At 73.8% G+C, this 12,091-nt stretch carries 10 protein-coding genes; 3 read left to right on the top strand and 7 right to left on the bottom strand.

Going from position 1 to position 12,091, the window contains the following annotated elements; translation table 11 throughout:
• Positions 1 to 22 precede the first annotated feature (22 nt).
• The 4 genes from ACZ6S8_RS12520 to ACZ6S8_RS12505 form a co-directional block, all read right to left on the bottom strand.
• A complete protein-coding gene (locus ACZ6S8_RS12520; protein WP_469454958.1) occupies positions 23 to 502 on the bottom strand; it encodes a hypothetical protein in 480 nt (159 codons plus the stop codon).
• An 88-nt stretch (positions 503 to 590) separates the two neighbouring features.
• Positions 591 to 1,475, bottom strand: a complete 885-nt coding sequence (locus ACZ6S8_RS12515) for a S1 family peptidase (protein ID WP_469454956.1) — start codon at positions 1,473 to 1,475, stop codon at positions 591 to 593.
• A 132-nt stretch (positions 1,476 to 1,607) separates the two neighbouring features.
• Entirely contained in the window at positions 1,608 to 2,423 is an 816-nt protein-coding gene (locus tag ACZ6S8_RS12510; RefSeq protein ID WP_469454954.1) for a DUF1684 domain-containing protein, read from the bottom strand.
• Between the two features lie 77 nt (positions 2,424 to 2,500).
• Complete coding sequence (locus tag ACZ6S8_RS12505) at positions 2,501 to 3,808, bottom strand: DUF5685 family protein (RefSeq protein ID WP_469454952.1); 1,308 nt, start codon at positions 3,806 to 3,808, stop codon at positions 2,501 to 2,503.
• Between the two features lie 283 nt (positions 3,809 to 4,091).
• Between ACZ6S8_RS12505 and ACZ6S8_RS12500 the strand changes: the two genes are divergently transcribed.
• Positions 4,092 to 4,544, top strand: coding sequence for a cell division protein SepF (locus ACZ6S8_RS12500; RefSeq protein WP_383927133.1), 453 nt, complete (start codon positions 4,092 to 4,094; stop codon positions 4,542 to 4,544).
• A gap of 9 nt (positions 4,545 to 4,553) precedes the next feature.
• Here the strand turns inward: ACZ6S8_RS12500 and ACZ6S8_RS12495 are convergent, their stop codons facing one another.
• Together ACZ6S8_RS12495 and ACZ6S8_RS12490 are read right to left on the bottom strand one after the other, a co-directional pair.
• Complete coding sequence (locus ACZ6S8_RS12495) at positions 4,554 to 5,726, bottom strand: acyl-CoA dehydrogenase family protein (RefSeq protein ID WP_469454950.1); 1,173 nt, start codon at positions 5,724 to 5,726, stop codon at positions 4,554 to 4,556.
• Positions 5,727 to 6,015: 289 nt separating this feature from the next.
• Positions 6,016 to 7,704: an MFS transporter gene (locus ACZ6S8_RS12490; protein WP_469454948.1), complete on the bottom strand. Its 1,689-nt coding sequence runs from the start codon at positions 7,702 to 7,704 to the stop codon at positions 6,016 to 6,018.
• Positions 7,705 to 7,985: 281 nt separating this feature from the next.
• Here ACZ6S8_RS12490 and ACZ6S8_RS12485 point away from each other — a divergent pair, with 281 nt between their 5' ends.
• Together ACZ6S8_RS12485 and ACZ6S8_RS12480 are read left to right on the top strand one after the other, a co-directional pair.
• Positions 7,986 to 9,119 (top strand): glycosyltransferase family 39 protein, encoded by a 1,134-nt coding sequence (locus ACZ6S8_RS12485; RefSeq protein ID WP_469454946.1) that lies wholly within the window; start codon positions 7,986 to 7,988, stop codon positions 9,117 to 9,119.
• A gap of 231 nt (positions 9,120 to 9,350) precedes the next feature.
• Positions 9,351 to 10,502, top strand: coding sequence for a phosphatase PAP2 family protein (locus tag ACZ6S8_RS12480; RefSeq protein ID WP_469454944.1), 1,152 nt, complete (start codon positions 9,351 to 9,353; stop codon positions 10,500 to 10,502).
• Between the two features lie 307 nt (positions 10,503 to 10,809).
• Here the strand turns inward: ACZ6S8_RS12480 and ACZ6S8_RS12475 are convergent, their stop codons facing one another.
• The gene (locus ACZ6S8_RS12475; protein ID WP_469454942.1) at positions 10,810 to 11,790 is read right to left on the bottom strand and encodes a helix-turn-helix transcriptional regulator; all 981 of its coding nucleotides are present in this window, start codon (positions 11,788 to 11,790) and stop codon (positions 10,810 to 10,812) included.
• Positions 11,791 to 12,091: the final 301 nt, after the last annotated feature.

The following is a 12,091-nucleotide window of genomic DNA, read 5'->3' as shown; positions in this document are numbered from 1 at the left end:
GTCCGGGAAGCGGGGGCGCGGCTCAGTCCCGGGTCGCGCCCGCCTGCCAGATGACGGTGACCGGCTTGCCGAGCGTCCGGGCGTAGGCGACGATCTCGGCGGTTCCGCCGTGGCCGCGCGCGGGCAGTCCGTCCCAGACGGCGACGAGCCGGTCGCAGGAGTCGGCGATGTAGGTGCCGGCGGCGTAGTAGGCCTCGTCGGTGGCGTGGGCGAAGTCCATCCGCACCTCCTGGGCCGCGCGGCGCTTGAGCCCCCGGTAGCGGGCCAGGGACTCGGCGTCCTCGAAGGCGTCCTCGTAGTCCCCGCTGGGGATGACCACGGTGAGGTCGGCGCCGTGTTCGAGCGCGATGGAGGCGAACAGCTGGTCCGCCCCGTCGGCGAGGCTGGAGAGGGCCTCCAGCGGGCCTTCGTGGCGTCCCAGCACGGCCCGCAGGGCGCTCTCCACGTGGCCGAGCGCCCTGCCGGGGATGGACCGGTGGCCGGTCACTCCGATGCGTTTCATGCAGAAGCCTCCCCCGTGGACACCCTGGACATCCTCCCAGATGGCGGGAGGACGTCCAGGGGGGCGTCCGGGGGCGCGTGGGTCACCGTCAGTAGACGCTGACCCCATAGGCGTTGAGGGCCTCGACCACGGGCTGGAAGAACGTGGTTCCGCCGGAGGAGCAGTTGCCGCTGCCCCCGGAGGTGAGGCCGACGGCGCGGGTGCCCGAGTAGAGCGGGCCGCCGCTGTCGCCGGGCTCGGCGCACACGTTGGTGCGGATCATGCCGTAGACGACGTCGCCGCCGCCGTAGTTGACGGTGGCGTTGAGGCCGGTGACCGAACCGCTGTGGGTGCCGGTGGTGGACCCGCGGCGCTTGACGGCCATGCCGGTGGTGGCGTTGACGGCGCTGGTGATGTCCTGGCTGCCGACGGTTCCGGGCGGGACCGGCGAGTTGCTGGCGTACTTGATCAGGCCGTAGTCGTTGGTGGGGAAGCTGGACCCGGTGGTCGAGCCGAGCACGGTGGTCTTGGCGGAGTTGCTCCACCAGGTGCCGGCGCCGTCCGTACAGTGCCCGGCGGTGAGCGCGTAGTAGGTGTTTCCGCTGCGGACGTTGAAGCCGAGCGAACAGCGCCAGCTCGACGCGTAGATCGCGTCGCCGCCGGAGAGCAGCTTGGTCAGTTTGCCCGGGGTGCGTTCGATGCGCAGGGCACCGGCGTCGGCCCCCGCCTCGCGCTTGATTCTCGCGAGGGAGGCGGCGGAGACGGTGGAGTCGGCCGTGACCACGAGGGTCCCGGTGGCGGGGTCGGTGTGCCATGCGGTGCCGGCGACGTCGGCGCGCAGGACGGATGCGCCGGCCGAGGCGAGACGGGAGGCGCTGAACCCGCCGTCCTGGGTGTCGGCGCTGGCGGCGGTGGGGGCGGCGAGCGCGGCTACGGCGGCCAGGCCGGTGGCCGCCGCGAGCAGCCGGGTACGGGTGATGCTCTTGATCCTCACTTATCGTCCTCCGGGAGGGTTCGGGGGCCCGGCGATCGTGGGGGTGCCGGAGCCCGTGAGGCGCGGCAGGGGCACGGGAGCGCAGAAGAACACGCCGTGTCCCTGACAAGCACTCTCGGGAGTGTGCTGTCGTCAGATATCGGTCGCAAGGGCGGCTTTCAGCCGCCGCTCTCCTGCCGCCACCTCGAAGGGCAGCGTGTTCCCCGGTGGCGGGAACGGGCACACGAAGTGGTCCGCGAAGGCACAGGGCGGCAGCACCGCGCGGTTGAGGTCCACGGTGATCGAGCCGTCGGACGCCGGGACGCCGGGCTTCAGGAAGCGGAAGCGGTAGCTGGAGCGGCCGCCGGTGGCGTCGCCGAAAACGGCCCACAGACTGCCGTCGTCCTCGTCGACGGCGACCTGGAGGGCGTGCTCCGCGCCCTCGTGGGCGAAGACGAGCTCGCCGCCGAGTCCGAGGCCCCGGGCGCGCCCGTCGGCGTTCTCGACCTGGACGGTCCGGCCCTCGGCGTACGGGCGGAAGCGGCCCGGCAGCGCGAGGGCCGGGTCGTACGGGGTGGCCTCGATGCCGGCGAAGGACCGGCGGGCCTCGGAGCCGGGATCGAAGACGCGGACCGCCCACTCCCCCTCGCGCCGGATCACGACGAGCCGTACCTCGCCCGCGCGGACCCGGGAGGCCGACGGAGGGCCCTCGTCCGCGCCGAGCACGGCCTCGCCCGCGAGGGGCTCGCCGTCGAGGCACAGACCGTCCCCGGCGGCGGCGGTCAGCGCCACCGAGCCTCCGGTCGCGCGCCAGAGCCCCGGAACGGCCGGAAGTCGACCTTCCGGGTAGTCGGCGAGCCAGTGGGTTCCGGTCAGCGCGAGGGGGCCGTAGGGGGCGGACACGGCGGCCAGCCGTCGCTCGTGCCATTTCCGCCAGTCGGTGTGCGGATCGTCCGCGTCGTCGCTCATGCCGCTCAACCCTTCCACGCCGGTCCGGGCGGGAACCCGGGGGTACCCCGTCCGGACCTGTGGAATCTGACGGGACCTCAGTCGCAGGGGCAGCAGCAGCCGTCGCAGTCGCAGCCCGTCGGGCAGTCGCAGTTGGAGCAGCAGCCCTCGCGCTTCTTGCGGGACCAGGGCCCCTCGTACTCGTCGGCGCAGCAGATCCGGCAGGTGCAGCACAGGCCGATGGCGACCGCGCAGCCGGCGAGCAGCCCGCGGCGCGGCTTCGGCGGGGTCGGCCCGCCGAACATGCCGCCACCACCACCACCGCCGCCGAAGCCGCCGCCCGAGCCCGCAGGGGGCCCGCCGGGCGCTCCCCCGCCGTACGGGGCGCCGCCCTGGGGCGGGCCGCCGTAGGGGTTCTGCGCGTACGGGTTGCCGGCGCCCCGGGCGTCGTACGGCAGGCCCCCGTGCGGCTGACCCCCGTAGGGCCCGCCGCCGTACGGGGCGCCGCCCTGGCCGGCCGGTGCCGTACCGGTGTGGTCGTGCCCGCAGCCCGCGGTCCCGAAGGCCCGGTCCACGGAGGTGCGCAGCTCGTGCACGAGCAGCCGGTGGGCGAGGCCCGCGTCGGCGAACTCGACCTCGGCCAGTGCCAGCCGGATGCCCCGGAGGGCGTCGTCGCACAGCCGCCGGGCCTCGGCCCGCGGGGTCCCGGTGGCGGTGAGCGGGTTCCAGGCGCCCGCCTCGGCGTCCGCGCCCTGGTCCTCCACCGCGTCCAGCAGGTGCGCCAGCCGCCCGAAGTACCGGCCCGCCTCGGCGAGCGCGGGGGCGTTGCCTGGCCGTCCGGCGAGCTGCGCGGTATGCGCGAAGGCGGCGGCCGTGGCGGTCTCCGTCGGCTCGGTCACGACGAGCACGGGCGTGCCGGGACCGGCCAGGGTCTCGATGGCCCCCTGCCGGTCCACGGCGTCGACGAGCACCGCCGTGTCGAAGCCGAGCGAGGCTCCGGTCCGGGCGCCGGCCCGGTCCCAGCCGCGGGCGACCGTACGGGCGGCGAGGGCGAGGGGGGCCCGGGCCAACAGCCCGTCCCGGTCCGCGACGTGGTCGCGCACCTTCGCGGAGGCCAGCACGAGCGAGACGGCTGCCGCGAGGCGCGCCCCCTCGCCCTGGGCCACCGCGGCCGTGCGCATGCCGCGCAGGGGACAGGGCCCCGCGGTGCGGCGCGCGCCGGGAGCCGGACCGGACTGAGCCTCCGTCAGAACGGAGACCAGCAAACCGTCGTAGTTCGTGACGATCCGGGCGAACTGACCGTGGTCCCCGCGAAGTGCCAGGCACAGCCCGCACAGATGGGCCATCCACTCCGCCTTGAACCGCTCCCCGAGCCGGTGCGTGCAAGGTCTGACGATGCCGAACAATCTGTTCCCCCGTGGGTCGTACGCGTGCCTGCCGGGCATCGTAGCGAGCCCCGCGCGTCACCCGTACGTCCGCACCGCTCACCCGTAAGGCCGCAGCAGTCGTATTTTCACTCAGTCAGCAGCGGTAGCCGCCTGGATCCTTGACCGTGCAACGGATGTTCTGCACCAGTACCGTCACGAAACCCGTGCGCGCCGACTATCCACTTGGCGCGTTGTCAGCATCATGGACGACCATAGGGGCAGCGGAGAGAAGACAGACTGACCGCGGTGAAAGGAGGCGTCCATGGGTTCGGTGCGCAAGGCGAGTGCCTGGCTGGGTCTCGTGGAAGACAGCGACGACGAGCGTTACTACGACGACGACTACGCGGAGGCCGCCCAGGGTGGTTCGGTTTCCGGCCCCGGCGACGCGTGGGTCACCGACCCCCGGGTCAAGGTGGCCTCGGAGTCGGCCGTCGACCAGGGACGCCGGATCGCCACGGTCACCCCGGACGGTTTCCGGGACGCGCGCGGCATCGGCGAGCTGTTCCGCGAGGGCGTCCCGGTGATCGTCAACCTGTCGTCGATGGATCCGGGCGACGCGAAGCGCGTGGTCGACTTCGCGGCCGGACTGACCTTCGGGCTGCGCGGATCGATCGAGCGGGTGGCGACCAGGGTCTTCCTGCTGACCCCGGCCGACACCCAGATCGTGAGCGGTGAGCCCGGCGGCCGTTCGCGCGATTTCTTCAACCAGAGCTAGGCAGGGCCCTCACCGGAAGGCGTCGAGCCCGGTGAGCGCCTTGCCCAGCACCAGTTGGTGCATCTCGGCGGTGCCCTCGTAGGTGAGGACCGACTCGAGGTTGGTGGCGTGCCGCATGACGGGGTATTCGAGGGAGATCCCGTTGGCACCCAGGATGGTCCGCGCGGTCCGACAGATTTCGATGGCCTCGCGGACATTGTTGAGCTTGCCGAAGCTGATCTGCTCCGGCCGCAGGGTCCCCGCGTCCATGCGCCGGCCCAGGTGGTGGGCCAGCAGGATGCCCTTGTGGAGCTCCAGTGCCATGTCCGCGAGCTTGGCCTGCGTGAGCTGGAAACCGCCGATCGGCTTGCCGAACTGCTCCCGGGTCCTGGAGTAGTCGAGCGCGGACTCGAAGCTGGCGCGCGCCGCGCCCATGGACCCCCAGATGATCCCGTACCGCGCGTGGCTGAGGCAGCCGAGCGGACCCTTGAGACCGGTGACGCCGGGCAGGACCGCGTCCGCGGGCAGCCGTACGTCGTCCATGACCAGCTCGCTCGTCACCGAGGCGCGCAGCGACCACTTGTGCCGGATCTCGGGGGCGGAGAACCCCGCGCTGCCGGTGGGCACCGCGAAGCCGCGGATCCCCTCGTCGGTCTGCGCCCACACCACGGCCACCGCGGCGACGGAGCCGTTGGTGATCCACATCTTGCGGCCGTTCAGCACCCAGTCGGTGCCGTCGCGCTTCGCGTACGTCCGCATGCCCGCGGGGTCGGAACCGTGGTCCGGCTCGGTCAGCCCGAAGCAGCCGATCAGCTCGCCGGCGGCCATGCCGGGCAGCCAGCGCTGCTTCTGCTCCTCGGAACCGTACTTCCAGATCGCGTACATCGCGAGGGAACCCTGTACGGACACCAGCGAGCGGATGCCGGAGTCGGCGGCCTCCAGTTCCAGGCAGGCGAGGCCGTACTGGACGGCGCTGGCGCCGGCGCAGCCGTAGCCGGTCAGCGACATCCCGAGGGCGCCGAGCGAACCGAGCTCGCGGGCGATCTCGCGGATCTCCGGCAGCTCGCCCTTCTCGTACCACTCGGCGACGTGCGGCAGCACCCGGTCGGCGGCCCAGCCGCGGACGGTGTCGCGGATGGCGAGGTCCTCCGGACCGAGGAGCTCGTCGAGCCCGAGCGGATCATGGGGCTGGAACGCGGACACGGGGCCTCCCGGCGGCCGGAGTCGGAACTGGCGGCGCACGTCTGCGCGCGGCGCCCCCGACGCTAGACGCCCCCTTCCCCACCCGTCCACCCCCACCCCGGCCATGATCAGCCCCGCCCCCGGACAGCCGCGGCCCTGATCAGCCCGCCACGGTCAGCGCATGATCAGCCCCGCCGGCGTTTGAGGCGCGGGGGTCCGGGGGCAGCGCCCCCGGCGACGGCGCGGCACGCGAGCACGCACCCGAGCCCACGTCGGCCCGGCGGCCCGGCGGCCCGGCGGCCCGGCACGGTCAGCCCGCGCGCTCCGCAGGAGCCGGGCACGGCTCACCGGCAGCCTGCGACGGCACCCCGGCCGCCCGCCGCCCGCCCCCCTGGGAGGGCAGCTTCACCGCCGCTTCCTCCTCCGGCTCGCCGCCGGGCGCCCCGCACTCCATCACCCGCGGCAGCTTCAGCGCCATCACCGCACCCGCCAGCAGCAGCCCCGCGCTCACCACCAGGGTCACGTGCAGCCCGTGCACGAAGGAGTGCCGGGCGGCTTCGTACAGCGAGGCCCCCGCGGGCCCGCCGAGCTGCGCGGCGATCTGGTACGCCTCGCCCAGCGAATGCGCGGCGCCCTCCGACTGCGCCGCCGAGACGCCCGGCACCCGCGCGAGCCCCGGGGCGTACGCGGCGTTCATCACGCTGCCCAGCAGGGCGATGCCCATGCCCGCGCCCAGCTGGTACGAGGTCTCGCCGATCGAGGCCGCACCGCCGGCGGTGGCCGCGGGGGCCTCGCTCAGCATGGACTCGTACGCGGCGAAAAGGGTGGTCTGGAGCCCGAAGCCGAGCAGGATGAAGCCCACCGTGAGCAGGACGGGACGGTCCTGCTGCCCCATCAGGGTCAGCAGCAGCACGGCGAAGGCCGTGAGCAGGAAGCCCAGCGAGACCATGGTCCGCGGGCCGATCCGGGTCAGGGTGTAGGACCCGGTGGCGCCGGCGGCCATGGCGGCGAAGGTCAGCGGCAGCAGCCGCAGGCCGGTCTCCAGCGGGCTGAGGTGCAGCACCAGCTGGAGGTACTGGACGGCGATGAGCTCCAGGCCGACCAGCGCCAGCATGGCGAGCACGATGCATCCGACGGAGGTCGTGAAGGCGGCGCGGGAGAACAGCCGCATGTCGATCAGCGGGTGCGTGCGCCGCCTCTGGCGCCGTACGAACAGCACGAGCAGCGCCGCACCGAGGAACAGCGGGACCATCGCCTCGGCGTCGAGCAGCTGCCGCTCGGCGCCCAGCCGCTTGACGCCGAGCACGGAGCCGAGCACTCCGGCGGCGGCCATCAGCGCGCCGAGCACGTCCCAGGGCCCGTCGGCGGAGCCCTTCGACTCGGGGAGCAGCCAGCGGCCCAGCGGAAGGATCAGTGCCATCAGCGGGATGTTGATGAGGAAGACGGAGCCCCACCAGAAGTGCTGGACCAGGAAGCCTCCGAGCACCGGTCCGCCGGCCGCGCCGACGGCGGCGACGGCGGTCCAGATGCCGATGGCGAGGGCCCGCTCGCGCCGGTCGGGGAAGACCTGGCGCAGGATCGACAGCGTGGCGGGCATGATCATCGCGCCGCCGATGCCGAGCAGCGCGCGGGCGGCGATGAGGACCTGGGCGCTGTCGGCGAGGGCCGCCAGCGCGGAGGCCGCGCCGAAGAGCGCGTAGCCGAGGAGGAGGATGCGGCGGCGGCCGACCCGGTCGCCCAGGGTGCCGAAGAGGATCAGCAGGGCGGCGCAGACCAGCGGGTAGGCGTCGACGATCCAGAGGAGCTCGATCGAGCCGGGGCGCAGGTCCTCGGTGACGGACGGGACGGCGACGTGCAGGATCGTCGCGTCGAGCGCGACGAGGACCAGGCTGACGCAGAGCACCGCCAGGACGACCCAGCGGTTGGCCCCGCCGGATGCCGCGCGGAGCCGCTGCCAGGGGCCGGGGGTGCTGCGGTCGGCCGTGTTCGTCCCCGACATGCATGTACCTCCCAGGTGATCCCCCCGCACTCGGCGGACCAGCGTCTGCGGGGCCGCGGGGATGGTGCGCTGTGCGGCTTCCGACGGGTCCGGCATCGACACGCGAGTGAACGGTCAGCGTACGCGAGTTCGCCTGTCGTCCACGTGGTCAAGCTCTCATCCCGGATGCGGCCGCCGTGTGGCGTACGCCACGTGCCGGGCCGCTCGCACTGCCCCGCGTGCACGCGCGCTCACGGCTCGTGGTGCCCGGCCGCGCCCGCGGTGCGCCGCCACCGATAATCATGCCCGTGGAAGATCTTGGATTTCGCCGGGCCGCGCCCGCACTGGCCGTCTTCGCGGCGGTCAGGCTGCTCGGGCTGCTCGTCCTCGGCGCCTGGAGCGCGGCCGCGGGCAGCAGCCCGCACACGCTGCTGTCGGCCCGCTGGGACTCGCTCTGGTACGCCCGCACCGCGGCCGGCGGGTACGGCTACGAGGTGGTCCTCCCGAACGGGGACGTCCATTCGAACCTGGCCTTCTTCCCGCTCCTGCCCTGGCTGGAGCGGCTGGTGTCGGCCCTGACCGGGCTCTCGTACGGCTCCTCGGGCCTGGTGGTGTCGGCGCTCGCCGGGCTCGCGGCGGCCTGGGGGATCTTCGCCGTGGCCGGCCTGCTGTACGGCCGCCGGGCCGGGGTCATGGCCGTGGCGCTGTGGGCGGTGCTGCCCGTCGGGATCGTGCAGTCCATGGCGTACAGCGAGTCCCTGTTCACCGCGCTCGCCGCCTGGGCGCTGTACGGGACCCTGCGCGGCCGGTGGGTGACCGCGGGGCTGCTGGCGGCCGGGGCCGGGCTGACCCGCCCGGTCGGTGCCGCGGTGGTCGCGGCGGTGTGGGTGGCGGTCGCCCTGGCGGTGCGGCGCGGGGAGCGGTCGTGGCGGATGGCGGCGGGCGCCCTGCTGGCCCCGCTGGGCGCGGCGGCGTACGTGCTGTGGGTCGGCGTGCGCACCGGGGGCGGGCCGTTCGGCTACCTGGACGTGCAGGCGGGCTGGGGCAACGGCTTCGACGGCGGCTGGGCCTTCGCCCGCTTCGTCGGGGCGAAGCTGGCCTCCCCCGGCGCTCCCGCGTCCGCGGGCTTCGCGGCCGGGGCCGGACTGGTCGCCGGGGTCGCGCTGGTGCTGTGGCTGTACGTGCGGTGCGTGCGGCAGCGGCAGCCGGTGCCGCTGCTCGTCTACGGCGGGGTCGTGATGGCGCTGGCCCTGTGCGCGTCGGGGTACTTCGGTTCCAAGCCGCGGCTGCTGCTGCCGGCCTTCCCGCTGCTGCTTCCCGTGGCGGTGGCCCTGGCCCGGTGGCGGACGCGGTGGGCGGCCCTGGTGCTGGGTGCGGCGGCCGTGGCCTCGGCGGTCTACGGGGCGTTCTGGCTGAACGGCTCCGGGCCCCCGTAGATAACGGAATGAGACATTCCGATACATCATTCGGCAAAGGACGCGGGCTGCGGCAATAAAGCACAGGTAAGTGTGCGAAAGGCATTTCGGTGACAGTGGATCAAGTGGGCCGCAACCCCGCTCGAAATAGCGGCAATTAAGTTCCGCGTGAGACCAACTCCACATCACATGGTCATCACAAAGCGCGTGATTCGCCCGGGGCGCCCGGCAACGCGCGGTAACGTCGATTGAGTGCGTACCGACCTAATCCCGCCCCGTCTGGAGCGGGTGTTCGCCCGGCTGGACCGGGAACCAGAGCGACCGGCTCATCTGCAAACGCCGCGGATGAGCCGGCACCGCGTCGTGCTCCTGGGATCGACGCTGGCCTTCTACCTCGCGATCGTGGTGGCCGTACTGACCACGTCCTGGCTCGTCCGGCTGGACTGGCAGGTCATGTTCTTCCGCCCCTACGAGCAGTGGCCGCAGCTGCACGCCTTCCTCGACTACCTCGTCGTGCTCGGCCAGCGCGGACCCACCGCGGTGATGGTCGCCGCCTGGCTCGGCTGGCGCTCCTGGCGCCAGCACACCCTCCGCCCGCTGATCACCCTCGGCGTGTCACTGCTGCTCCTCAACGTCACCGTCGGGGCCGTCAAGATCGGCCTCGGCCGCCTCGGCCCGCACTACGCCACCGAGATCGGCTCCGCCGAACTCTTCGCGGGCGGCGATATATTTCCCTCCGGCCACACCGCCAACGCCGTCGTGACCTGGGGAATCCTGGCCTACCTGGCTTCCACCGTGGTCACCCGGCGGGTGCTGTCCGTGGTGTCCGCCGTCGTCTCCCTGAGCGTCGGCGCCACCACCGTCTACCTCGGTACCCACTGGATCAGCGACGTCCTCCTCGGCTGGACCGCGGGGCTGCTGATCCTCCTGGCGCTCCCCTGGTTCGAGCCGCTCATCGCCCGCGTCGAGGCCTACGTCTTCGAGCTGCGCGAGCTGCTGCGCCGCCGTGCCGAGACCGGGCGGATGCCCGCGCCGGTCGCCGTCGCGCTCACCCCGCTGCTCTCCGCGGGCGGCAAGTGGCAGCTCAGACTGGACGCGGACACCGCCGGGGCGGCTGCCCCGGCTCCCGCCGCGGCCGCCGAGCCCGCGCTCCCCGCCGAGCCCGTGCTCCCCGCCTCCCCCGTCGCCTCAGCCCTGCCGGCCGTCCCCGCGGCGCCCTCGGGCCCCGCGGGCGCCGTCACGGGGCACTCCCCGGCGCCCCGCCCCGCCGCGCACGCGGCCACCAGGGCGCACGTGATCCGCTCCGAGCGGACCCCGGTCACCCCGGCCGGCAGCCGCCGTCCGGCGCACACCGAGCGGGCCCCCGCCCGGGGTGCCGCGGCGCGTCCGGTGACCGGCGGCTGACGTCCGCGGGACGGTACGCACCACCTCCCGCACGACACCGAGGCGGGCCGGGTCATCGACCCGGCCCGCCTCCGCCGTTCCCGCCGCGCGGTCCGCGGGCACCCCCGGACCGTCAGCGGCCGACCGGCACGTTAGTCCGTCCCGGGTCACGCTTGTGTCACAGAATATCGACAGGCTCCCATTGTTTTCCCGTGCGCGACACGCCCGCCGGGAAGACCGTATGGAATTCCTGCCGCAAGGGGGTCAATTACCGCCGGAGATTGCCGCGGCCCCTTGGACCGGACCAGGTGATTACCCCTCAGTTCTCTTACATTTTCTCCACGGGTGCGGAGTCCACGGCCCGCCCGAGGAGATCCCGCGCGGCCCTGATCCGGTCCGTCAGCTCCGGCGGCTCGACGACTTCGAACTCACAGCCGAGCAACATGACGTGAATCACGAGAACGGTCAGGTTCACCGCTCCGGTGCGCAGCAGGCAGCTCCGCCCGTCGACCGGCTCCAGGGTTCCGTCGCTGGGCCCGATGACCAGCGACGCCTCCTCGATCGGGATCTTCAGCCGGATCAGCGCCCTGGTCGCGTACACGCCCTGCGACACCCCGTGGGAGACGTACGCGGCCAGGTCCTCGGCCGGCGGCGGCCGCGGGGTGAACCGGGGGCCGTGCGGGGGCCTGGGCTCGATCCGGTCGACCCGGAAGGTGCGCCAGGCCTCCCGGTCCACGTCCCAGGCGACCAGGTACCAGCGCCGCTCGGTGCACACCAGCCGGTGCGGCTCCACGGTGCGGCGGCTGACGGTGCCTCCGTGGTCCCGGTACCCGAAGCGCAGCCGCTCGGCGTCCCGGCAGACGGAGGCCAGCTCCGTCAGGACGGAGGGGTCGACGGTGGAACCCCGGGGGTCGCGCAGCATGGACACGGTGAACTCGTTGAGCGCCGAGACCCGGCGCCGCAGCCGCGACGGCAGCACCTGCTCCAGCTTCGCGAGGGCCCGTACGGATGCCTCCCCGATCCCCTCGACCCCGTTCCCGGCGGCGGTGCGCAGCCCGACGGCGACCGCCACGGCCTCCTCGTCGTCCAGCAGCAGCGGCGGCATCTCGGCCCCGGCCCCCAGCTGGTAGCCGCCTCCCGTCCCGGGGCTGGCGTTGACCGGATACCCGAGCTCCCGCAGCCGGTCGACGTCCCGCCGCACCGTGCGCGGGGTGACCCCGAGCCGGTCGGCGAGATCGGCCCCGGTCCATTCCCGGTGGGCTTGCAGCAGGGACAGCAGGCGCAGCAGTCGTGCGGAGGCATCGAGCATGCGGAGCAGTCTGCCGGTCGCCCGGCGGACCGCCCTCCTCCGGGCCGCCCCGGCGCACTGCGCGCGGGCGACGGGTTCAGCGCGGCCGCGAGGACGGGAGCTGCGCCCGCGACGGCGGCGACCCGGCCGGCCCCGCGGTGGCGACGGCCCGTACGGGCGCGGCCGGTACGGGCGCCGCGGCCGGTACAGGCGCCGCGGCCGGTACAGGCGCCGCGGCCGGTACAGGCGCCGCGGCCGGTACAGGCGCCGCGGCCGGTACAGGCGCCGCGGCCGGTACAGGCGCCGCGGCCGGTACAGGCGC

The organism is Streptomyces sp. NPDC048461 (assembly GCF_055587105.1).
The sequence above is the reverse complement of the archived record's forward strand: the minus strand, read 5'-3'. Positions and strand labels throughout refer to the sequence as shown.